Raw genomic sequence first — 22,459 nt, forward strand, 5'->3', positions numbered from 1 at the left:
TCCGGCGGTCAGTTCCGGGCGGAGCGCGGGTGCGGGATGCCGGCGGTGCCCTCGGCCAGTTCGCGGGCCACCAGGGCGACCTGGCCCATGGCGTCCAGGATGCCGGGCTGCTCGGTGCCGTCCAGGTGCCGGTACTCGGCCGCGACGGTGAGCACCAGCCGCTCGGGCAGGCCGAGTTCGGGGTGGCGCTGCTCGGCGATCACCCGCCGGGCGGCGTCCAGCGCGGGTATCCCGGCGGCGTGCAGGGCGTGGGCGCGCTCGCGGACGTACGCCAGGTAGTCGATGTGCCCGTGGACGCCGTCGCGGTCGAGCACCGGGCCGTGGCCGGGGACGAAGATCTCCGCGCCGGTGGCCAGTGCCTGTTCGCAGGCGCCGATGATGTTCTCCAGCGGGCCGGCCCAGTGCGAGGGGTGGTCGCCGGGCTGCTCGGGGGTCGAGGAGAAGATCACGTCACCGGTGAACACCGCGCGCTGGTGCGGGAGGTGGACCATGAGGTCGCCACCCGTGTGGGCGGCGGGCAGGCTGGTGATCTGCACCGGGTGGCGGCCGACCTTCAGCTCCAGTTCGCCGGTGAACACGGTGTCCGGGTGCACCGGCTCGGTGGTGGACCAGTCGAAGCGGCCGAAGTGCTCGCGGAGGTAGCCGCCGAGCGGGGAGTCCGGGTCGCTGTTGGCGAGCAGCGCGTGCTGCTGCTGGGGAGTGGGCTCCCAGTGGATGTGTTCCAGCGCCTCGCGGGTGGCGATCACCTCGGCGTCGGGGAGCACCCCGGCGCCCCACAGGTGGTCGCCGTTGGCGTGGGTGACGACCACCCGGTCGATGTCGACCCCGGTCGGCAGCAGGCGCCGGCTGGCGGCCAGGAACTCCCCGGCCAGTGAGGGGTCGTACGGGGTGTCGATCCAGAGCGCGGTGGTCTCGGAGGTCAGCAGTCCGCAGTTGGCCAGGCCCCAGCCCCGCTTCGGGGGGAGCCACACGTACAGGTCCTCGGCAATCGCGCTCACGTTCGCACGGTTGATCGTCATGCGCGCGATTATGCCCATGTCGTGTCAAGGATGGGGCAAAACCCGTACGGATGACTGGAGTTCGTGCCCCGGTCTCTCCCGCCCTGTCCGGTTTCGTTCTGCGCGGTGGAGATCGATCGTCTCACGGCTCGGGACGACCGGTGGACACCTCGCCCCGGAATCCCGCCGGGACATCGGACCGGGGCGCGGGGAGGATCCGGCAGACCTCGACCGTGACGTCCACGGTGTCCAGCCCGATCACCCGCCCCTCCACCGCGGCGAATCCTTTCTCCCCCGAGCGGAACAGCGCCGCCAGCGGGGAGCTCCGGCTCGCCGCGGTCAGCGCCTCCACCGCCATCGCGGAGCCGAAGGCGAACACCCCGCAGAGCACCACGCAGGGCGCGTGCCGGGGCGTGCGGGTGACGAAGAGGAAGCCGTGGTCGCGGATCAGCTCCCCGGCCGGGTTGTACAGCGCCTCGAAGGTCATCCCGCCCCAGCGGGCGCGCACCTCGTCCGGGTACTCGATGGCGAAGTCCGGGAACACCGCCTCCAGCACCCCGCCGGAGTAGGAGTTGACGCCCGGTCCGCCGATCGAGAAGGTCGGCATCCGCGGATCCTGCGCCCCGGCCACCACCAGCTCGATCGTCGCCTTCCGGTTGACCTTCCGCAGCAGGTCGGTCAGCTCCGCTATCGCCCTGGCCTCGGCCATCGGCACGAACAGCACGTTCTTCGGCCCCCGGCTGCTCAGCTGGCAGCCGTCCGAGGTGAAGGCGAACTCCGCCACCTCCAGGCTCGGGATGACGATCTGCACCCGGCCGTACGGCGCCAGCAGCGCCCGCAGGAAGCCGTAGCGCAGGAACAGTCTGGTACGGGCGAGGGAACGGGCCGCGAGGAAACCGATGACGGCCGGAACCGATGCGATCAGCACCTGGAGCAGGATCTCCATATGATCCCCCGGGAGGAAGACTCGACCACGAACTGTGCGCCCTGGTTAAGTCCCCGTTCGTGGCCGAAAGTACCCCCATCCCGGCGATTCGGAGCGTGACGATTCAGACACGGACGGTCATGCCAGACGCTTGATCCCCTTGCGCTCCCCCGCGCAGCGCTCGTACCCGAGCCAGGAGTTGACCGCGAGCATCGGCGCGTTGGTGGTGTCGTTGCTGGTGTACGCGCGCCGGAAGCCGGCCGCCGCAGCGAGGCGCAGCGACTCCAGCTTGGCCAGCTTGGCCAGGCCGCGGCCGCGGAAGTCCCGGCGGCAGGCGGTGAACGCGGACCAGTAGCGGTCCACCCCGTCGGTCCACGCCAGGGTGAACGCGGCCGGCTCGCCGTCCACCACGGCGACCACCGTCAGCCCCCGGTCCAGGTCCGGCCGGGCCCAGTCCCCCCGCAGCCACTCCTCGTAGTCCAGGGCGTCCATCTCCACCTCGCCGGGCTCGTCCCGGATCGCGTCCGCCGCCACCAGGAACAGCGGGCGGGGATCGTCCGCCCACTCGGTGGCCGGGCGCAGCTCGACACCGGCCGGCCGTACCGGCGCCGGCGGCAACGGCAGCGTCAGGTCCCGCCCGCCGAACTGCGCGCTGCGGCCGATCTCGTAGCCCCGGGCGGTGCCGAAGGCCAGCGAGGCGGGCTCGTCGTCCAGCCAGGTGTGCAGCTCGGTCACCCCGTGGCCGGCCAGGTGCCGTTCGGCCGCGGCCAGCAGCGCGGTGGCCGCGCCGCGCCGCCGGAACTCCGGCAGCACGCTGCCGTTGGCGTAGCCGACGCCGGCGGTCGTCGTCCCGAGCACCACCGCGCAGCGCACCGCGCCGACCACCCGGCCGTCCGACTCGGCGACGAAGGTGCGGAAGTGCTGGTCGGGATTCTGCTGGGCGTTCAGCCAGAGCAGGGCCTCGGCGGTCATCACCAGGTGCTCGCGCCCGGCCCGGTGGGCGGCCGCCACCGCCTCGGCGTCCTCGGGGCGGAAGTCACGGATCGTCAGTGCGCTCGTAGTCATGGGTTCGCACGCTATCCGCCGCCGCCCGCCGCCGCCTTCGATTTTCGCGACCGAACGCAAGCTCAAATAATGCTCTGAGAAGACCGGGTGAGGCTTGGCAGCCACCCCGCCCGGGGACATCCTCAGCAGCACGGCCGCGCGGTCCTGGCGACGACGCCCGCACCGCCCGACGGCCTCCCCACCCAGCCCTCCGAAGGGGGCGCACCGATGACTTCCCCTGCCTCCGTGACCCGACCCGGCGTCGGGACCGCGATCGAGCTCGGCGTCGGCCTCGGCTGGCGCAGCGAGATCGACACCGTGGTCGAACGCCAACCCGGTCTGGACTGGGTCGAGGTGGTCGCCGAGAACATCTGCGCCGACCACCTGCCCGCCTCGCTCACCGTCCTGCGCGAGCGCGGCGTCACCGTCGTCCCGCACGGCGTCGGCCTCGGCCTCGGCGGCGCCGGGCTGCCCGCCCCGGAGCGGCTCGACAAACTCGCCGGGGCGGCGCTCGCGCTCGGCTCGCCGCTGGTCACCGAGCACCTGGCCTTCGTCCGGGCCGGCGGCCTGGAGGCCGGCCACCTGCTGCCCGTCCCCCGCACCCGGGACTCGCTGCGGGTGATCGCCGAGAACGTCCGGATCGCCCAGGACCAGCTCCCGGTGCCGCTCGCCCTGGAGAACATCGCCGCCCAACTCGCCTGGCCGGACGACGAGTTCACCGAGGGCGAGTTCCTCGCCGAACTGGTCGCCCGGACCGGTGTCCGACTGCTGATCGACGTCGCCAACCTGCACACCAACCGGGTCAACCTCGGCATCGACCCGGCCGCCGAACTCGACCGCCTGCCACTGGAGGCGCTCGCGTACGTGCACGTCGCCGGCGGCACCCTGGTCGACGGCGTGTGGCACGACACCCACGCCCACCCCGTCACCGAACCGGTGCTGGAGGTGCTGGCCGAACTGTGCGCGCGGGTCGCACCGCCCGGCGTCCTGCTGGAACGCGACGCCGGCTTCCCGCCGCCCTCCGAACTGGCCGGTGAACTGGACGCCATCCGCCGGGTGCTGGAGGGGAGCGCCCCGCGATGAGCGAGCTGGATCACGGCGAGCGCACGACCGGCACCGCCCGGGAGCGCCTGGCCCGGCGGCAGGAGGAACTGCTGGCCGCCCTGGTGGCCGGCGGGCCCGTCCCGCCCGGCTTCGACCCGGACCAGGTCCGTGCCCAGTCCACCGGCCTCGCCGCCAAGCGGCGCGACACCACCGCGAAGATCGCCCCCGACCTGCCCCGCCTGCTCGGGGCGCAGTACGGGCCGCTCTTCCTCGGCTACGCCCGCACCCACCCGCAGACCGGCGGCTACCGCGCCGACGCCCGGGCCTTCGCCGCGTGGGTGCTCACCGACGGCGGCCCGCTCGCCGCCGACCACCGCCGCGCCCTGGAGCAGTGGCTCCACCCGGCGCCGGCGGCTGAGCAGGCCCCACCCGGCCCGCTCACCCGCCTGCGCCGGGCCCTGCGCGGCCGCTGACCCATTCACACCTCGGGGGAACCGCCCATGTGGCACAACGGCTACTTCCTGATCCCGGCCGTCCTGCTGGTCGCCGCCGCGCTGTACGCCGCCCAGACCCACCAGCGGGTCCGGCACGTCCCGTACCCGCAGGGCCTGCCCGGCCGCGGACTGCCGCTGCTGGACACCGCCTTCCTGGCCGGCGGTCCCGGCCGAGTCGTCGACACCGCGCTGGTCCGGATGCACCTCGGCGAGCAGGTCGTGATCAGCCGTTCCGGCCTGGTCACCCTCACCGGCGCCAAGCCGTACGACACCGTCGACCAGGCGGTCCACGACGCCGTCGGCCCGACCGGCAGCCGGGAACTCGGCCCGCTGCGCCGCATGGTGATGCGCTCGGCGGCCGTCCAGGAGATCGGCGACCGGCTCGCCGACCGCGGCCTGATGCGCCGCCCCGAGCGGATGCAGCGGGCCCGCACCGCCCGCCGCCTGCTCTGGATCGCGATGCTCGACCTCGTGGCCTTCGCCGTGCTCGCCCTGCTGCTCGACGACCACCAGGCCCACCACGAGCGTCCCGCCCTGTTGGTCCCGGGCTTCCTGCTGCTCCTCGGCGCCGTCACCCTGGGCGCCACCTCCCCGGCCAAGGGCCGGATCACCCCCGCCGGGCAGCGCCAGCTCAGCCTGATGCAGGGCGGCACCCCGTGGACGCCGAGCTCCGGCATCTCGCCCCGGCTCGCGGGCGGCGCCATGCTGGGCGCGCTCGCGCTCGGCGGACTGGCCGTCGCCGGGCTGGAGAACCAGGAGTTGGAGGAGGCGATGCTGGCGGCCGCGGCCCAGGAGGAGGCGATTCGGCAGGCCACCGCGAGCACCTCGTCGTCCTCCTTGGCCTCCTCCCCGTCCTCGTCGTCCTCGTCCTGCGGCGGCTCCGCCAGCTGGTGCGGCTCCTCCGGCTCCTCCGGCTCAGGCTCCTCCACGTCGAGCTGCGGCTCGTCCTCGTCGAGCTGCGGCTCCTCGCACCACTCCAGCTGCGGGTCCTCGCACTCCAGCTGCGGCTCGTCGTCGTCCAGCTGCGGGTCCAGTTGCGGTTCCAGCTGCGGCGGCGGCTGCGGCTCCTGAGCTCCGGGAGGCCGCGCGGCCGACGTCACAGTTCGGTATCGCGGTCCGGGAAGCCGTTCCGCGCACGACGGCCCCAGGCATACAACAAGCCCATGTGGTTGCTGTTCCTGATACCGGCCTGTGTCGCGGCGGTGCTCTCCTGCCTCCGGCTGGTGCGGATGACCGCCACCGCCGACGCCATCGCCGACCAGGAACGGTCGCGCCCGCCGGAGGCCGTCGGCATCGGGCTCTACGAGACGGCCTACCTGGCCGGCGGCCCGGACCGGGTGGTGGAGCTCGCCCTCGTCCTGATGGCCGGCCGCGGCCGTCTGCACCTCGCGCACACCGGCTGGACCACCGTGGTCGACCCCAAGGGCCGCAGCCGCCTGGAACGTGCGGTGGTCTCCACCGTCGGCCCCGACGGCCAGTGCCGTACGGACGAACTGCGCCGGGCGATGGCCGAACACCCCACCGTGCTGGAGATCGGCGCCCGGCTGGCGCTGGCCGGCCTGGCCACCCCGGCCCTGATCCAGCGCAACACCGTGGTGGTGGTCCGCCAGGTCCGGCACGCGATGCTGCTGACCCTGGTGCTGCTCGCCGCCTCGCTGTCCCTCAGCGGCTTCACCGGCGGTGACACCATCGCCCCGCTCGCCTGGTTCTCGCTGCCGCTGGTGCTCACCACGGGCACCCTGCTGATGGCCCGGGTCGACGTCTACCCGTACACCCGGTGGGCCTCCCCGGTCGGCCAGGAGGTGCTGCGCGAGGTCCGCCCGGCCCGCCAGCGCGGCCTCGCCGACGACGAGGAACGCGAACTGCTCACCGCCGTCGCCATGAACGGCCCCGCCGTCCTCCCCGACGCCCGCCTGCGCGCCGCCCTCCGCCCGCACCGGACCTGAGCTCCCCGGAACCACCGGAGGCCGGCTCCCCCTCAGCAGCAGGGGGAACCGGCCTCCGTTGCGGTGCGGGTCAGACCAGGCCGTTCAGCAGCTCGCTCACCGGCTTGCGGCGGCCGGTGAAGAACGGCACCTCCTCGCGGACGTGCATCCGGGCCCGGGAGGCGCGCAGGTCGCGCATCAGGTCGACGATCCGGTGCAGCTCGTCCGCCTCGAAGGCGAGCAGCCACTCGTAGTCGCCGAGCGCGAACGAGGCCACCGTGTTGGCCCGCACGTCCGGGTAGCCGCGCGCCTGCATGCCGTGCTCGGCGAGCATCGCGCGCCGGTCCTCGTCCGGCAGCAGGTACCAGTCGTACGAGCGGACGAACGGGTACACGCAGACGTAGTCACGCGCGCGCTCGTCGGCCAGGAACGCCGGGATGTGCGACTTGTTGAACTCGGCCGGGCGGTGCAGGGCCATGTTCGACCAGACCGGCTCCAGCTGGCGGCCCAGGCCGGTGCGGCGGAAGCGGTTGTACGCCTCCTGCAGGTCGTCCGAGTCCTCGGCGTGCCACCAGATCAGGATGTCGGCGTCCGCGCGCAGCCCGGACACGTCGTAGGTGCCGCGCACCGTCACGTCCTTGGCGGCGAGCTGGGCGAACAGCTCGTCCACCTCGGCGGCGAGGGCGGTGCGGTCCTCGGGCAGGATGCCCTTGAGCTTGAACACCGACCACATGGTGTAGCGGATGACCTGGTTCAGGTCGCGCGCCTTCTTCTTCTCGGGCTGCTGCTCCGGCTCCCGCTCAACGCTCTCAGTCATGCGCCCATTGTCCTCTCCGTGGAACCTTCCCCGGTCGCCGGGGTCAACAGTTCGTCGATGGCCGCCGCGGCGGCGGCCGCCGAACCGATGCAGGCCGGAATCCCCACCCCGTCGTACGCGGCGCCGCACAGCGCCAGGGCCCCCACCGCCCCCACCGCCGCCCGCACCCGGGCCACCCGGTCCAGGTGGCCCACCGGGTACTGCGGCAGGCCGGCCGTGAAGCGCGACACGAAGGTGTCGTACGGCCGGGCGGTCAGGCCGATCGCCTCCTCCAGGTCCGCCAGCGAGCGGGCCACCAGCTCCTCGTCCGACAGCTCCAGCACCTCGTCCTCGCGGTGGCGGCCGAGCGAGGTGCGCAGCAGGAACGCGTCCGGGGCGGAGCGCTCCAGCCAGCCCCACTTGTTGGAGGAGAAGGTCGAGGCCTTGATCCGGCGGCCGTCCACCGGCGGCACCAGGAAGCCGCTGCCGGTGGGCGGCTCGGTCAGGTCGGCGCGGCGGAACGCCAGGGTCACCAGCGCCATGCCGGCGTACTCGACGGTGTCCAGCTCGACGGCCGCCGCCGGGGCGTCCGCGCGCAGCAGCCGGGCCGCGGCCGGCGCCGGGACGGCCAGCACCACGGCGTCCGCGGTCAGCACCTCACCGCCGGCCACCAACCGCCAGCCCTCGGGGGTGCGGCGCAGCTCCTCCACCGGGGTGCCGGTGCGCAGGTCCACGCCCGCCTTGACACAGGCCGCGGCGACCGCCTCCGGCAGGGTGCCGAGGCCGCCGCGCAGCCCCTGGAACACCGGGGTGCCGACCACCTGCGGCCGGGAGGCCAGCTCGTGCACCCCCTCGACCAGCGAGCCGCCGCCCCGGGCGATCGGCAGCAGCTGCGGCACGGCGGCGCGCAGCGAGATCTCGTCGGCGCGCCCGGCGTAGACGCCGCCCAGCAGCGGCTCGACCAGCCGGTCCACCACCTCCCGGCCCAGCCGGTCGGCGACGTAGCGGCCGATCGCGACGTCCGCCCCGACCTCGGTGGCCCGCTCGCTGCGGGCCCGCTCCAGCCCCTCGGCGGTGAGCACCCCGGAGGCGGCCAGCGCCTCCAGGTCACCGGGAACGCCCATCACCTGCCCGCCCGGCAGTGGCCGCAGCGCGCCGCGGGTCCAGATCGCCGCCTTCGCGGTGGTCGGCGGCTCCAGCTCCTCCCCCAGCCCGACCGCCCGCGCCAGCTCCACCGCCTCCGGCCGCCGCGCCAGCACCGACTCGGCCCCGAGGTCCACCCGGACCCCGCCGACCTCCCCGCCCCACAGCTTCCCGCCGACCCGCCCGGACGCCTCCAGCACCGTCACCCGCGCCCGGGCCGGCCCCCCGGCCGCCCCGCTCAGGAAGGCAGCCGCAGCGAGCCCCGCGATCCCACCACCGACGACGACGACCTGTGCATCCGACATGCTTCGCAGTCTCGCAGGTCTTTACGCCGAACCCTCAATCCGCTGCACGCGAGAGATCGACCAGGACCGGGAACGGCACCGGCCGCTCCAGCACGCCCCGCGTACCCGACGAAGCCGAGGAGGACCGACCGACGCGACGGTGGCGGGCCCCCGCGGTCCCGGGGCCCGCCACCGCGGGGCGTCAGCGCGCGCTGGCCTCGTGCACGAAGGCGACCAGGCGGCTGAGCGCGTCCGGGTCCATGGACGGCATCACGCCGTGCCCGAGGTTGAAGATGTGGCCGCTGGTGCCGAGCGCCTGGGCGGCGTGCAGCACCTCGCGGGCCTTGGTCTCCACGACCTTGGTGGGGGCGAACAGCACCGCCGGGTCGAGGTTGCCCTGCAGGCCCTTGCCGGGGCCGACGCGCTCGGCGGCGACGTTCAGCGGCACCCGCCAGTCGACGCCGACGATGTCCGCGCCGGCCTGGCCCATCAGTCCGAGCAGCTCGCCGGTGCCGACGCCGAAGTGGATCCGGGGCACGCCGTAGGAGGCGACCGCGTCGAAGACCTTGGCGCTGGCCGGCATGACCGAGCGGCGGTAGTCGTCGGGCGCGAGCGCGCCGGCCCAGGAGTCGAACAGCTGGACCGCGGAGGCGCCCGCCTCGATCTGCACCTTCAGGAAGGCGGAGGTGATGTCCGCGAGCCGGTCCACCAGGGCGGCCCACAGCTCGGGCTGCCCGTACATCATGGCCTTGGTGTTCTCGTGGTTCTTGGAGGGCCCGCCCTCGACCAGGTAGCTGGCCAGCGTGTACGGCGCACCGGCGAAGCCGATCAGCGGGGTCTCGCCGAGCTCGTCCACCAGCAGGCCGACGGCCTCGGTGACGTACGGGACGTCGTCGGGCTCCAACGGGCGCAGCCGCTTGAGGTCCTCGAAGGTGCGGATCGGATCGGCGATGACCGGACCGATGCCGGGCTTGATGTCCACGTCGATGCCGACGGCCTTGAGCGGCACCACGATGTCGCTGTAGAAGATCGCCGCGTCCACCTTGTGCCGGCGCACCGGCTGCAGGGTGATCTCCTTGACCAGCTCGGGCCGCATGCAGGACTCCAGCATGGGGATGTCCTCGCGGACCTTCAGGTACTCGGGCAGCGAACGGCCCGCCTGGCGCATGAACCACACCGGGGTGTGGGGCACCGGCTCGTGCCGGCAGGCGCGCAGGAACGCGGAGTCGTGCGCGGCGCCGCGGCGCGCGGGGGTGGATCGGCCGTCGGGGGTGGCCGCCGTCGGGTCTGCCGTAGTCTCGCTCACGGGTCAAATCTTCGCATGCGCCCGGGGCCCGCCTCCTCGGGCGGTCTCGTCGGTTCCTCCAAGATCTGCCCGGGTTTGCCGTTCCGGCACGCCGCTCGGACGGAAGTTGCGGCGATAACCCGGGTTTTCGACCTAGTCTTCGGGTCATGGCAGCGGTCGGCGGGCACCCCGCGCAGGGTGGCGGAACAGGTGGCGGAACGGGTCGCGAGGGGGCGCCGAGCGAGTTCCGGGCCGCCGTGGAGGCCCTCGAGGGGGCGCGGCTGCGGCCGGAGCTCCAGCTCTCCCCCGCGCCGGCCCCGCGCCGGCTCGCCCCGTACGCGTTCGCGCTGACCGCCGAGGTGGAGGTGGACGGCGAGGAGCTGGCCGACGGCCGGCTGGTGCTGCTGTACGACCCGGCCGGGCAGGAGGCCTGGAACGGGGAGTTCCGGGTGGTCACCATGACCCGGGCCGAGCTGGAGCCGGAGATGGCCGGCGACCCGATGCTCTCCGAGGTCGGCTGGGCCTGGCTGCTGGACGCGCTGCAGGCGCACGGCGCCGGCTACGCGGAGCCGTCCGGCACGGTGACCCGCTGCGCGTCGCAGTACTTCGGCGGCCTGGCGGACCGCCCCTCCTCGACCGAGATCGAGATCCGGGCCTCCTGGACGCCGGCCGACCGGCGGTTCGAGCGGCACCTGGCGGCCTGGGGGGACCTGCTCTGCATCAGCGCCGGGCTTCCGCCGGCCACCCCGTCCCCGCAGCCCCCGGCCGAGGTCACGTCACTCGGTGGGGTGGTCCCGATGCCCGCCCGGCGACGCCCGCGGTCGCACTGACGGGTGGCGTCCGGGCCGGACGGCACCTCCTGCCCCGATGCCACCCCCAGGGCTGACGGAGTGTGACTTCGATCCCGCTCTACGTCAATAAACCTGTCAAAGTCGACCGATCCGCGTCGAATCTGATCGATTTTGTGCGATTTCGGGGCATGTCTCATCACTCATATGCGCGATTTGTCCGTATTGTTACTCACTAGATCGTGATCTTTCGCTAAAGCCGGGCACGGTTGCTGCCGAAGCAGACTGTGACCCTTTCCGAACGCGGAACACTCCGACCGCCCCCTCGGGGTTCCGTCCGCCACTCCCCGCAGGAGGCCTGGTGTCGGTCCTTCTTGAGCACCCCGCAAACGTGGTCGCCTACCGCCCGACCAAGCCCACCGCCATGGTGGTCATCGCTGATCCCCGCGTCCGAAACACCGTCACCCGTCACCTGTGGGCGCTCGGCGTCCGCGACGTGATCGAGGTGTCCTCGATCGCCGAGGCCCGTCCCCGGGTCTCCACCCCGCGCGACATCTGCGTCGCCGACGTGCACCTGCCGGACGGCTCCGGGCTGACCATCCTCGCCGAGACCCGCGCCGCGGGCTGGCCCAACGGCCTGGCCCTGTCGGCCGCCGATGACATCGGCGCGGTCCGCAGCGCGCTGGCCGGCGGCGTCAAGGGCTACGTGGTCACCGGCACCCGCACCAACGTCGCGATGCCGGGCCGCCCGGGCCTGCCGCTCGGTGCCGCCGGGCTGGCCGGCCGGATGCGGCGCCCCGGGATGCCGGGCATGCCGGGTGCCGCCGGCGCTCCGGGCGCGCCCGGGGCTCCCGGTGCGCCGGGCCCGCAGCAGGCCGCCTACCGCGAGTTGTCCGGCCGTGAGGTCGAGGTGCTGCGGCTGGTCGCCGAGGGCCAGTCGAACAAGGCGATCGGCGTGGCGATGGGCCTGTCGGCGCTCACCGTGAAGAGCCACCTCGCCCGGATCGCCCGCAAGCTCGGCACCGGCGACCGCGCCGGGATGGTCGCGGTCGCGCTGCGCACCGGCATCATCCACTGAGCCAACCGGGGCCGCCCCCTCTCGTTGGAACCACGGCGGTCCAGGAGGAACGTTCCTCCTGGACCGCCGCCCGTGCGTGCCCGGCGTCTTACGGCGTCCGAGAGAGCCACAGCGCCCCGGCGGCGAGTGGGCGAATCACCCGCCTCGAGCCGAAGGGGCGCTCCGGTGCCGAAAGGGAGAAGGGTCGAGCCGAATGGCAGTCTGACCAGTCCGACAACACTCCCAGTTCCGGGGACCGTCGTACCCTTGGTGGGTGACCGACGCCGTAGCAGCCATCCCAGAAGAAGCAGCCCCGGTCCCGCTCCTCGAGCCGAAGGAGGGGATCCCGCCCGTCGTGGCGGACGAGCAGGCGCTGGCCGCCACGATCGCCGCCTTCGCCACGGGCAGCGGACCGGTCGCCGTCGATGCCGAGCGCGCCTCCGGCTACCGCTACGGGCAGCGGGCGTACCTCATTCAGCTGCGCCGATCCGGCGCCGGCTCCGCCCTCATCGATCCGATCGCCTGCCCCGACCTCAGCGGGCTGGGTTCCGCCATCGCGGACGCCGAATGGGTGGTGCACGCCGCCACCCAGGACCTGCCCTGCCTGGCCGAGGTGGGCATGAGACCGACGCGTCTGTTCGACACCGAGCTGGCCGGGCGGATCGCCGGCTTCGCCCGGGTGGGCCTCGGGCCGATGACCGAGAACGTGCTCGGGCTGAGCCTGGCCAAGGAGCACTCGGCGGTGGACTGGTCCACCCGCCCGCTGCCCGAGCCCTGGCTGCGCTACGCGGCTCTGGACGTCGAGGTGCTGGTCGAGCTGCGTGACGCACTCGAACAGGAGCTGGACGCCCAGGGCAAGCTCGACTGGGCCCTGGAGGAGTTCGCCTCGATCGCCGCCGCGCCCCGCCCGGCCCCGCGCACCGACCCGTGGCGGCGCACCTCGCAGCTGCACAAGGTCCGCCGGCGCCGCCAGCTGGCCGTGGTGCGCGAGCTGTGGCTGACCCGCGACCGGATGGCCCAGGAGCGCGACGTCTCCCCCGGCCGGGTGCTCTCGGACGCCGCGATCGTCAACGCCGCGCTGGCCATGCCGCTGAACGTCGCCGCGCTGCAGGCCGTGCAGGGCTTCGGTCCGCGGCTGCACCGGCGCCAGCTGGACCAGTGGCTGGCGGCCGTGCAGCGCGGCCGGGAGGTTCCGGAGAACCAGCTGCCGCCGGCCGCCGCGCCGCACGACGGACCGCCGCCGCCGCGGGCCTGGGCGGAGAAGGACCCGGTGGCCGCCGCCCGGCTGTCCGGCGCCCGCGCCGCGATCAGCGAGCTGGCCGAGCGCCACCACCTGCCGGCCGAGAACCTGATCACCCCGGACCTGGTGCGCCGGGTCTCCTGGGAGCCGCCGGCCGAGCTGAGCGCCGAGGGCGTGGCCGCCGCGCTGCGCCGGCTCGGCGCCCGGCAGTGGCAGGTCGACCTGGTGGCACCGGTGGTCGCCGCCGCCTTCGCCTCCGCCGCCACCACGGCCCAGGGCTGATCCGACCGGGTTCCGCATAAGGGGATGTCGTCCGCACGGACGGCATCCCCTTCGGCGTCTCCGGGAAGGCTTCCTGGTCGGACGTGCCGCCGGACGTGTCGCGGGACACATGGTCAGAACCCTCCGAGGGGCCTGGGCAGGTTGGTTACCGACCGGTAGCATGGCCGTGATGCGGCGCCGCTCGGGCATTTCGCCGGCGGCCGCCTGCCCACCTCGAAATGTTGGTCCCTGGGAGGAGAGCCCCCGTGCCTCGTACCGCGAGGGACGTCGTCTTCGTCGATGGCGTCCGCACCCCGTTCGGCAAGGCCGGCCCGAAGGGCATCTACCACGAGACGCGCGCCGACGACCTCGTCGTCAAGTGCATCCGGGAGCTCGTGCGCCGTAACCCGAACCTGCCCGTCGAGCGCATCGACGAGGTCGCCATCGCGGCCACCACGCAGATCGGCGACCAGGGTCTGACCATCGGGCGCACCGCCGCCCTGCTGTCCGGCCTGCCGAAGTCCGTCCCCGGTTACGCGATCGACCGCATGTGCGCCGGCGCCCTGACCGCCGTGACCACCACCGCCGGCGGCATCGCCTTCGGCGCGTACGACGTGGTCGTGGCCGGCGGCGTCGAGCACATGGGCCGCCACCCGATGGGCGAGGGCGTGGACCCGAACCCGCGCTTCGTCTCCGAGAAGCTGGTCGACGAGTCCGCCCTGTTCATGGGCATGACCGCGGAGAACCTGCACGACCGGTTCCCGCACCTGACCAAGGAGCGCTGCGACGCCTACGCCGTGCGCTCCCAGGAGAAGGCCGCCAAGGCGTACGCCAACGGCGACATCCAGCCCGACCTGGTGCCGATCTCGATCCGCAACACCAACCCCGAGGTCGGCGAGACCGGCTGGGGCCTGGCCACCGTGGACGAGCCCATGCGCCCGGGCACCACGATGGAGTCGCTGGCCAACCTGAAGACCCCGTTCCGCCCGCACGGCAACATCACCGCGGGCAACTCGGCCGGTCTGAACGACGGTGCCACCGCCTCGCTGCTGGCCGCCGAGGACGTCGCCGAGGAGCTCGGCCTCCCGGTCAAGATGCGCCTGGTCTCCTACGCCTTCGCTGGCGTCGAGCCCGAGGTCATGGGCATCGGCCCGGTGCCGGCCACCGAGAAGGCGCTGGCCAAGGCCGGTCTGACCATCGACGACATCCAGGCCTTCGAGGTCAACGAGGCCTTCGCCGTCCAGGTGCTGTCCTTCCTGGACCACTACGGCATCGCGGACGACGACGAGCGGGTCAACCCGTACGGCGGTGCGATCGCCTTCGGCCACCCGCTGGCCTCCTCGGGCGTGCGCCTGATGAACCAGCTGGCCCGCCGCTTCGAGCAGCGCCCGGACGTCCGCTACGGCCTCACCACGATGTGCATCGGCTTCGGCATGGGCGGCACCATCATCTGGGAGAACCCGCATTGGAGCGGAGCGGAAAAGTCGTCCGAGCTCGAGGGTGGTAAGTGACCATGAGCAACACCACTGAGCTGCTCCAGCGCGGCGCCGAGCTGTTCCCGGGCGAGGTCGTCACGACCGCGCACGTCCGCCACCTGGACCTGCCGCTGCAGGCCGGCAAGCTGGCCCTGATCACCCTGGACAACGGCTTCGACCACACCAAGCCGACCACCTTCGGCCCGGGCTCGCTGCTGAAGCTGTCCGAGGCGCTGGACCAGGTCGAGGCCGAGGCCGCCGAGGGCAAGATCGTCGGTGCCGCGATCACCGGCAAGCCGTTCATCTTCGCGGTCGGCGCCGACCTCAAGGGCGTCGAGCTGCTCCAGCAGCACGCGGACGCGCTGGCCATCGGCAAGGGCGGCCACGAGGTCTTCAAGCGGATCGCCGCGCTGCCCGTCCCGACCTTCGCCTTCTACAACGGCGCGGCCATGGGCGGCGGCGTCGAGGTCGGCCTGCACTGCGACTACCGCACGGTGTCCGCGGGCGTTCCGGCCTTCTCGCTGCCCGAGGTCTTCCTCGGCCTCGTCCCCGGCTGGGGCGGCTGCACCATCCTGCCGAACCTGATCGGCGCCGGTAAGGCCGTCAAGGTCATCATCGAGAACTCGATGAACCAGAACAAGCAGCTCAAGGGCAAGGACGTGTTCGAGCTGGGGATCGCCGACGCGATCTTCGAGCCGGCCGACTTCCTGGAGCAGTCGCTGCTGTGGGCCGCCAAGGTCGTCAAGGGCGACCTGGTCGTCGAGCGCGAGGCGATCGACCGCGGCAAGGCCTGGGACGACGCCGTCCTGTGGGGCCGCATGGTCGCCGACGGCAAGGTGCACGGCGCCGCCCCGGCCGCCTACAAGGCGCTGGACATCATCGCCGCCGTCAAGGACGCCGACCTCGCCGACAAGGCCAGCCTGCAGGCCGGCTTCGACGCCGAGGACGCGGCCCTGGCCGACCTCATCATGAGCGGCGAGCTGCGCAGCGGCATCTACGCCTTCAACCTGGTGCAGCGCCGGGCCAAGCGCCCGGTCGGCGCGCCGGACAAGTCGCTGGCCCGCCCGGTCTCCAAGGTCGGCGTCGTCGGCGCCGGTCTGATGGCCTCGCAGCTGGCGCTGCTGTTCGCCCGCCGTCTGGAGGTGCCGGTGGTCCTCACCGACATCGACCAGGAGCGCGTCGACAAGGGCGTCGGCTACGTCCACGCCGAGATCGACAAGCTGCTCGGCAAGGGCCGGATCGGCCAGGACAAGGCCAACCGCCTCAAGGGCCTGGTCACCGGCTCGCTGGACAAGGCCGCCGCCTTCGGCGACGCGGACTTCGTCATCGAGGCCGTGTTCGAGGAGATGGGCGTCAAGCAGACCGTCTTCGCGGACCTGGAGAACGTGGTCTCGCCGACCTGCGTGCTGGCGACCAACACCTCCTCGCTGTCGGTCACCGAGATGGCCTCGAAGCTGAAGCACCCGGAGCGGGTCGTCGGCTTCCACTTCTTCAACCCGGTCGCGATCCTGCCGCTGCTGGAGATCGTCCGCGGCGAGCAGACCGACGACGCGTCGCTGGCCACCGCCTTCGCCGTGTCGAAGAAGCTGAAGAAGACCTCGGTGCTCTGCAAGGACGCCCCGGCGTTCGTGGTGAACCGGATCCTGACCCGCTTCATGGGCGAGATCCAGAACATCATCGACGAGGGCACCCCGATCGCCAGCGTCGAGAAGGCCGTCGAGCCGCTCGGCCTGCCGATGTCCCCGATCATGCTGCTGGAGCTGGTCGGCCCGGCCATCGCCCTGCACGTCTCGGAGACCCTGCACGGCGCCTTCCCGGAGCGGTTCGCCGTCTCCGAGAACCTCGGCAAGGTGGTCAGGGCCGGCAAGCGCGGCTTCTACACCTGGGTGGACGGCAAGCAGGTCCTCGACCCCGAGGTGCTGGAGCTGCTGACCTTCGGCGACACGGTGCTCACCGAGGAGCAGGTGCTGAGCCGCGCCCTCGAGGCCGTGGCGCAGGAGATCGGCCTGATGCTGGCCGAGGGTGTCGTCGCCGAGGCGCAGGACATCGACCTCTGCATGATCACCGGCGCCGGCTGGCCCTTCCACCTGGGCGGGATCACCCCGTACCTGGACCGTGAGGGCATCTCGGAGCGGGTGAACGGCAAGAAGTTCCTCGCCCCCGGCGTGGCCTCGGTGCCCGCGTAAGGCGTAGCCGAACCCGAGGAGCCCCCGGCTGGTCGCCGGGGGCTCCTTCGTGCGTTGGGGCTTTCGGGCCTCAGTGCTTGAGGCGGTAGACGACGGTGTCGCCGATGACGCCGATCATCTCGTAGTGGGTGTCCAGCAGGTTCTCGATCCGGGGGACCAGCACCGGCTGGTACGGGGCGATGCCGGAGTCGTCCACGAAGACCTCGGGCAGGCCGTTGGCGAGCTCCTTGTCGAAGGTCTGCCAGGCGTTGTTGACGCTGAACTGCTCGCCCACGTTGGGGCTGCCGTCCTTGCCGCCGCTGTAGTTGGTGAGGAAGCCGGCGGTCAGGTAGCGGCTGGCGGGCTTGCGGTCGGCCAGCCAGTACAGCTCGGGGTGCATGCCCCAGACCAGCACGGTGTCCTTGGGGGTGGTCTGGGCGGCGACCGCGGTGGCGACCTCGGTGTTGCGGCTCATCTGCTCCCCCGGCCAGCCCAGGGCCAGGCCCCAGAACACGGTGGCGGCGACCGTGGTGTACACCAGGACGGGCTTCCAGCGGATCGCCGAGGTGGCGACCGCCCCGGTGCCCAGCAGCACCAGCGGGGGCATCAGCTGCAGGTAGTAGTGGCCGAAGAAGTGGAAGCCCACGCTGACCGCGACGACCGAGGAGAGCAGCCAGACCCAGAGGTCCGTGGTCGAGCCGTGCTCCGCGCCGGCCACCGGCAGCGGGCGCTGGCGGTACTCGAGCCAGAGCCGGCGGCCGACCGGGTACAGGAAGCCGAGGCCCGCCGCGGCCAGGATGCCCAGGTTGCCGAAGGCCCGGCCGAGCATCTGCAGCCAGGCGCCGCCGAAGGAGGCGTAGTCGCCGCTGCCGGTGACCACCCAGAAGAGGAAGCCCTTGGGCTTGGTCAGGATGACCGCGACCAGGGCTATCGGCACCGCGAAGCCGAACCCGATCTTGAACAGCGCGGGCGGCCAGCGCACCCCTCGTCGGCGGGCGTCCTGCAGGAGCATCCAGAGCACCGGCAGCAGGACCGCTCCGCCGGTCTGCTTGGTCAGCGAGCAGAGCGCGACCGCGATGCCCGCGGCCAGCCAGCGGCGGCGCTCGGCGTAGCGGAACGCGGCCACCATCGCGGGCAGCATGAAGACCTCGAAGGTCGCCGCCTGGGTGTCCTCCGGGGAGAGCCCGATGGAGACCAGCAGGTAGAGCAGTCCGGCGCCGGCCCCGGCCCGGTTGCCCCAGCGGCCGCGGGCGATCGAGGCCAGCAGGATCGCGGTGACCAGGTGGGCCACCACCGCGAGGGTGCGCAGCGGCCAGAGCGAGGCGGAGCCGAAGACCGCGAAGCAGGCCTGGTAGAGCCAGGGGAGCAGTGGCGGCTTGCGGTCCACGACGGTGTCGTAGAGCACCCCGCCGTCCGCGAGCATCCGGGCCTGGGTGGCCAGGAAGCCCTCGTCCGGGCTCCAGACGGGCCGGGCGAACGACGGGACGTGGGTGGCCAGCGCGACCAGCGCGAGCACCGGCACCAGCCTGGTCCAGTACCCCTGACGAAGGTGGGTACGGGCGCGCTCGGGCAGGCGCTCGGCCAGTCCGGCGAGGCGGAGGCGGGTGGGGGTCGGCACGATTGACAACCTACCGGGCGGGATCGGCGCGGATGGCGCCGGTCCCGCTATTCAGTGCGATTGTCAGCTTGTTTCATGACGAACTGTTACAGGGTTACGACAATCGGTCGTCGGCGGAACGGGCTAGGAGCAGGGGGCTCAGGGAGCAGGGGCTCGGGAGCGACCGACTCCCGGCCCGTTCCGCCGAGCGCCGTCTCAGGCCTCGACCGGCGCCGCGTCCAGCTTGGCGACCAGGGCGGTCACCCGCTGGGCGATGTCGGGGGCGTTCAGGCCGATCTCGGCCATGATCTCGTTCCGGCTGGCGTGGTCCAGGAACTCCTGCGGGATGCCGAAGTCGCGCACCGGCAGGTCCACGTCCGCGTCCCGCAGCGCCTGGGCGACGGTCGCGCCGACGCCGCCCACCCGGCCGTTGTCCTCGATCGTGACGACCACCCGGTGCTCGGCGGCCAGGCCCGGCAGGGCCGGGTCCACCGGCTTGACCCAGCGCGGGTCCACCACGGTGGCGGTGATCCCCTGGGCGGCCAGCAGGTCGGCGACCTCCAGGCTGACCGGGGCCATCGCGCCGACCGAGACGATCAGCACGTCGGCGCGGTGGGCGCCGGAGGGCTCCTCGGCGGCGCGCAGCACGTCCATGCCGCCGACCCGGCCGACCGCGGGGACGGCCGGGCCGACCGTGCCCTTGGAGTAGCGGACCACCGTCGGGGCGTCCTTGACCAGGACGGCCTCGCGCAGCTGGGCGCGGACCTGGTCGGCGTCGCGCGGGGCGGCCAGCCGCAGGCTCGGGATGACCTGGAGGATCGACATGTCCCACATGCCGTTGTGCGAGGCGCCGTCCGTGCCGGTGACCCCGGCCCGGTCGAGCACGAAGGTGACGCCCAGCTTGTGCAGCGCGACGTCCATCAGGACCTGGTCGAAGGCCCGGTTCAGGAAGGTCGCGTACACCGCGAACACCGGGTGCAGCCCGTTGGTGGCCAGGCCGGCGGCGCTGGTGACGGCGTGCTGCTCGGCGATGCCGACGTCGAAGATGCGGTCCGGGAACGCCTTGGCGAAGGGGGCGAGGCCGACCGGGTGGAGCATCGCGGCGGTGATCGCGACGATGTCCTCGCGCTCGTGGCCGAGCGCGACCATCTCCTCGCCGAAGACCGAGGTCCAGTCCTTGCCCGAGTTCTTGACCGGCAGGCCGGTGTCCGGGTGGATCACGCCGACGGCGTGGAAGCGGTCCTCGTCGTTGTTCTCGGCGGCGTGGTAGCCGCGGCCCTTCTCGGTGAGGCAGTGCACGATCACCGGGCCGCCGAAGCCGCGCGCCTTGGTCAGCGCGGACTCCAGCGCGGTCAGGTCGTGGCCGTCGATCGGGCCGATGTACTTGAGGCCGAGGTCCTCGAACATGCCCTGCGGGGCGATGAAGTCCTTGAGGCCCTTCTTGGCGCCGTGCAGCGTCTCGAACAGCTGCTGGCCGACCACCGGGGTGCGCTGCAGGGCCTCCTTGCCCCAGGAGAGGAAGCGCTCGTAGCCCTGGGTGGTGCGCAGCGTGGCGAGGTGGTTGGCCAGGCCGCCGATGGTCGGCGAGTAGGAGCGCTCGTTGTCGTTGACGACGATGACGACCGGGAGGTCCTTGGCGTCGGCGATGTTGTTGAGCGCCTCCCAGGCCATGCCGCCGGTGAGCGCGCCGTCGCCGATGACGGCGACGACCGGGTCCGCCTTGCCCTGGATCTTGTTGGCCTTGGCCAGGCCGTCGGCGTACGAGAGGACCGTGGAGGCGTGCGAGTTCTCGATCACGTCGTGCTCGGACTCGGCGCGGGACGGGTAGCCGGACAGGCCGCCGCTCATCTTCAGCCGGGAGAAGTCCTGGCGGCCGGTGAGCAGCTTGTGGACGTAGCTCTGGTGGCCGGTGTCGAAGAGGATGCGGTCGCGCGGGGAGTCGAACACCCGGTGCAGCGCGATGGTGAGCTCCACCACGCCGAGGTTGGGGCCGAGGTGGCCGCCCGTCTTGGAGACCTCGGTCACCAGGAAGGTCCGGATCTCCTGGGCCAGTGCGGCCAGCTGTCCGGGCGTGAGCCGGTCGAGATCGCGCGGTCCCCGAATGCGGGTCAGCAGGGCCACCCGTTCCTCCTCGTTCAGTGTTCGCGGACCACGGACGGTCCGACGGGCGTCGCTGCCCGGTCCGGCGGCAGGCCGGTGGTCGCGGCCGGTACCGACCGGTCGAGTCTAATGTCCGCTTGCCGGACACCGAGCGGCGCGCCCGGTGCCACAGGTTGGTTACCGCCATTCCGGGAGGTCGGTCGGGGGGTGCTGGTCAATCCGCGGTGACGAACGAGTGTTCCTCGTCAAGGGGTGGCTGAGTCCGGCGCTGGGGTGGTCGCGGGGGAGGTCAGTGGCGGCCGAGGGCGCCGGACTCGCCCATCTCGCTCATCACCAGGGCCAGCGCGCCGAGCACCTCGGCGCGGCCGCCGAGGGTGCCGGGGACGACCGAGAGCTGACGGGCGGCGCTGGGGATGGCGTAGCGGGCGACCGAGTCGCGGATGGGGGCGAGCACCAGCTCACCGGCCTCGGCGAGGTCGCCGCCGAGGATCACCCGGCGCGGGTTGAGCAGGTTGCACAGGGTCGCCACGCCCGTACCGATCTGGCGGCCGGCGTCGGCGATCACCCGGCGGCAGCCGAGGTCGCCCTGGTGGGCCAGCTCGACCACCCGGGGCAGCGAGAGGTCCGGGCCGAGGGTGGAGGTGAGCAGCGAGAGCAGGTAGCGGGAGCCGACGAAGGTCTCCAGGCATCCGCGGTTGCCGCAGCGGCAGACCGGGCCGGCCTCGTCCAGGGTGATGTGCCCGATCTCACCCGCGGTGCCGCCCGGGCCGCGGTAGATCTGGCCGTTGACCACCAGGCCGGCGCCGACGCCGCTGGCGATCTTGATGTACGCGAGGTCGCTCAGGCCGCGGCCGGCGCCCCAGACCAGCTCGCCGAGGGCGCCCAGGTTGGCGTCGTTGTCCACGTGCACCGGCATGCCGAGCCGCTCGGCCAGCTCCCGGCCCGGGGCGATGCCCGTCCAGCCGGGCAGGATCGCGGTCGAGCCGAGCGCGCCGGTCTCCACGTCGATCGGGCCAGGCACGCCGAGGCCGACGCCGATCACCTTCTCCGGGCGGAACCCGGCCTGCTCCAGCAGCCGCTCGACCATCGCCTCGGCCCGGTCGAAGCCCTGCGCGGCCGAGACGTCCACGTCGATCGGGGCGCTCTCCTCGGCCAGCACCCGGTGCGCGAGGTTGCCGACGGCGACGCGCAGGTGGGTGTGGCCGAAGTCGATGCCGACCACGATGCCGGCGTCGCCGCTGAGCGAGACGCTGCGGGCGCGGCGGCCGCCGGAGGAGGTGTCGGCGACCACGACGGTGCCGCTCTCCTTCAGTTCCCGCACGATGTTGGAGACGGTGGCCGCGGAGAGGCCGGTGCCGCGGGCGATCTCGGCCTGGGTGAGCGAGCCGGCCATCCGCACCGCGCGGAGCACCCGTTCCAGGTTCGCCCGGTGCAGGGACGACTGTGAGCCCGGTGTGTCCGTCGACATGATCCACCCTCCCAGGGGTGGGGAACCCTCCGGCGGGTGTCCCCTTCAACTCCTGAAGCCTACGGCTCGGGGGTTGGGGTGGGGGTTGGGGTGGGGGTTGGGGGCTCTCGGGAGGGTTGGGGGCTCTCGGGAGGGTGGGTGGCCGGGGCGGTTCCGGGGGTGGCCGCTCCGGGGGCTGGATGATTTTCCGACTGCCGACTCTGTGGGTGGGGTGTTGAGACCGTTGGCAGTCTGAAAATCACCCGCAACGCCCCTCTCCGGGCCACCCCCTCCACCGCCCCTCCCGCAGCACGTCCCTCTCGCCTGGTCGGGTGGTGGGGGGTGGTGGTGGGGGGAGGTGGGGGAGGTGGACGAGGCGGAGCCCGCGCGC

16 protein-coding genes and 1 pseudogene are annotated in these 22,459 nt (G+C 72.8%); 8 read left to right on the forward strand and 9 right to left on the reverse strand.

All coding sequences use genetic code 11. The annotated features are described in order from the left end of the window. Positions 1-8: 8 nt before the first annotated feature. The 3 genes from O1G21_RS12525 to O1G21_RS12535 form a co-directional block, all read right to left on the reverse strand. The gene (locus tag O1G21_RS12525) at positions 9-1,019 is read right to left on the reverse strand and encodes an MBL fold metallo-hydrolase (RefSeq protein WP_270143359.1); all 1,011 of its coding nucleotides are present in this window, start codon (positions 1,017-1,019) and stop codon (positions 9-11) included. 121 nt (positions 1,020-1,140) lie between these two features. Next, the gene (locus O1G21_RS12530) at positions 1,141-1,926 is read right to left on the reverse strand and encodes a hypothetical protein (RefSeq protein WP_270143361.1); all 786 of its coding nucleotides are present in this window, start codon (positions 1,924-1,926) and stop codon (positions 1,141-1,143) included. Positions 1,927-2,061: 135 nt separating this feature from the next. Further along, entirely contained in the window at positions 2,062-2,988 is a 927-nt protein-coding gene (locus O1G21_RS12535; RefSeq protein ID WP_270143363.1) for a GNAT family N-acetyltransferase, read from the reverse strand. Positions 2,989-3,240: 252 nt separating this feature from the next. On the opposite strand from O1G21_RS12535, the pseudogene O1G21_RS12540 reads away from it, so the two are divergent. From O1G21_RS12540 to O1G21_RS12550, 3 genes and pseudogenes are all read left to right on the forward strand, one after another. Next, positions 3,241-4,484: pseudogene (locus tag O1G21_RS12540) on the forward strand (DUF692 domain-containing protein). Positions 4,485-4,511: 27 nt separating this feature from the next. Beyond that, the gene (locus O1G21_RS12545) at positions 4,512-5,576 is read left to right on the forward strand and encodes a TIGR04222 domain-containing membrane protein (protein ID WP_270143364.1); all 1,065 of its coding nucleotides are present in this window, start codon (positions 4,512-4,514) and stop codon (positions 5,574-5,576) included. A gap of 92 nt (positions 5,577-5,668) precedes the next feature. Next, a complete protein-coding gene (locus tag O1G21_RS12550; RefSeq protein WP_270143366.1) occupies positions 5,669-6,451 on the forward strand; it encodes a TIGR04222 domain-containing membrane protein in 783 nt (260 codons plus the stop codon). Positions 6,452-6,521: 70 nt separating this feature from the next. On the opposite strand, the gene hemQ is transcribed toward O1G21_RS12550, so the two are convergent. The 3 genes from hemQ to hemE form a co-directional block, all read right to left on the reverse strand. Further along, positions 6,522-7,247 carry a hydrogen peroxide-dependent heme synthase gene (hemQ, locus tag O1G21_RS12555; RefSeq protein ID WP_270143368.1) on the reverse strand — a complete coding sequence of 242 codons (726 nt, stop codon included), beginning with the start codon at positions 7,245-7,247 and terminating at the stop codon, positions 6,522-6,524. Beyond that, on the reverse strand, positions 7,244-8,674 hold the full coding sequence (hemG, locus tag O1G21_RS12560) for a protoporphyrinogen oxidase (protein ID WP_270143369.1): 1,431 nt from the start codon (positions 8,672-8,674) through the stop codon (positions 7,244-7,246). Before hemG ends, hemQ begins: the two co-directional genes overlap by 4 nt. A gap of 181 nt (positions 8,675-8,855) precedes the next feature. Beyond that, on the reverse strand, positions 8,856-9,869 hold the full coding sequence (gene hemE, locus O1G21_RS12565) for a uroporphyrinogen decarboxylase (protein WP_270150945.1): 1,014 nt from the start codon (positions 9,867-9,869) through the stop codon (positions 8,856-8,858). Positions 9,870-10,105: 236 nt separating this feature from the next. Here hemE and O1G21_RS12570 point away from each other — a divergent pair, with 236 nt between their 5' ends. The 5 genes from O1G21_RS12570 (at position 10,106) to O1G21_RS12590 (ending at position 16,945) form a co-directional block, all read left to right on the forward strand. Further along, positions 10,106-10,768: a DUF3000 domain-containing protein gene (locus O1G21_RS12570; protein WP_270143370.1), complete on the forward strand. Its 663-nt coding sequence runs from the start codon at positions 10,106-10,108 to the stop codon at positions 10,766-10,768. Between the two features lie 319 nt (positions 10,769-11,087). Then, a complete protein-coding gene (locus O1G21_RS12575; protein ID WP_030288221.1) occupies positions 11,088-11,804 on the forward strand; it encodes a response regulator transcription factor in 717 nt (238 codons plus the stop codon). A gap of 253 nt (positions 11,805-12,057) precedes the next feature. Beyond that, positions 12,058-13,305 carry a ribonuclease D gene (locus O1G21_RS12580; RefSeq protein ID WP_270143371.1) on the forward strand — a complete coding sequence of 416 codons (1,248 nt, stop codon included), beginning with the start codon at positions 12,058-12,060 and terminating at the stop codon, positions 13,303-13,305. A gap of 245 nt (positions 13,306-13,550) precedes the next feature. Further along, positions 13,551-14,795, forward strand: a complete 1,245-nt coding sequence (locus O1G21_RS12585; RefSeq protein ID WP_270143372.1) for a thiolase family protein — start codon at positions 13,551-13,553, stop codon at positions 14,793-14,795. Positions 14,796-14,797: 2 nt separating this feature from the next. Beyond that, positions 14,798-16,945 (forward strand): 3-hydroxyacyl-CoA dehydrogenase NAD-binding domain-containing protein, encoded by a 2,148-nt coding sequence (locus O1G21_RS12590; protein WP_270143374.1) that lies wholly within the window; start codon positions 14,798-14,800, stop codon positions 16,943-16,945. Between the two features lie 70 nt (positions 16,946-17,015). Here O1G21_RS12590 and O1G21_RS12595 read toward each other — a convergent pair whose 3' ends face one another. From O1G21_RS12595 to O1G21_RS12605, 3 genes are all read right to left on the reverse strand, one after another. Next, on the reverse strand, positions 17,016-18,542 hold the full coding sequence (locus O1G21_RS12595; RefSeq protein ID WP_270143376.1) for an ArnT family glycosyltransferase: 1,527 nt from the start codon (positions 18,540-18,542) through the stop codon (positions 17,016-17,018). A 195-nt stretch (positions 18,543-18,737) separates the two neighbouring features. Next, positions 18,738-20,642, reverse strand: a complete 1,905-nt coding sequence (gene dxs / locus O1G21_RS12600; protein ID WP_270143378.1) for a 1-deoxy-D-xylulose-5-phosphate synthase — start codon at positions 20,640-20,642, stop codon at positions 18,738-18,740. Between the two features lie 268 nt (positions 20,643-20,910). Continuing rightward, positions 20,911-22,089: an ROK family transcriptional regulator gene (locus O1G21_RS12605; protein WP_270143379.1), complete on the reverse strand. Its 1,179-nt coding sequence runs from the start codon at positions 22,087-22,089 to the stop codon at positions 20,911-20,913. Between the last annotated feature and the right edge of the window lie 370 nt (positions 22,090-22,459).

It is taken from the genome of Kitasatospora cathayae (genome assembly GCF_027627435.1).
GTDB lineage: Bacteria > Actinomycetota > Actinomycetes > Streptomycetales > Streptomycetaceae > Kitasatospora > Kitasatospora cathayae.

Excerpts from the sequence above, each read along its gene's own strand:
- O1G21_RS12525 (WP_270143359.1), bottom strand. The coding sequence starts at position 1,019 with ATGACGATCAACCGTGCGAACGTGAGCGCGATTGCCGAGGACCTGTAC.
- O1G21_RS12535 (WP_270143363.1), bottom strand. The coding sequence starts at position 2,988 with ATGACTACGAGCGCACTGACGATCCGTGACTTCCGCCCCGAGGACGCC.
- O1G21_RS12545 (WP_270143364.1), top strand. The coding sequence starts at position 4,512 with ATGTGGCACAACGGCTACTTCCTGATCCCGGCCGTCCTGCTGGTCGCC.
- O1G21_RS12550 (WP_270143366.1), top strand. The coding sequence starts at position 5,669 with ATGTGGTTGCTGTTCCTGATACCGGCCTGTGTCGCGGCGGTGCTCTCC.
- hemQ (WP_270143368.1), bottom strand. The coding sequence starts at position 7,247 with ATGACTGAGAGCGTTGAGCGGGAGCCGGAGCAGCAGCCCGAGAAGAAG.
- hemG (WP_270143369.1), bottom strand. The coding sequence starts at position 8,674 with ATGTCGGATGCACAGGTCGTCGTCGTCGGTGGTGGGATCGCGGGGCTC.
- O1G21_RS12570 (WP_270143370.1), top strand. The coding sequence starts at position 10,106 with ATGGCAGCGGTCGGCGGGCACCCCGCGCAGGGTGGCGGAACAGGTGGC.
- O1G21_RS12590 (WP_270143374.1), top strand. The coding sequence starts at position 14,798 with ATGAGCAACACCACTGAGCTGCTCCAGCGCGGCGCCGAGCTGTTCCCG.
- O1G21_RS12605 (WP_270143379.1), bottom strand. The coding sequence starts at position 22,089 with ATGTCGACGGACACACCGGGCTCACAGTCGTCCCTGCACCGGGCGAAC.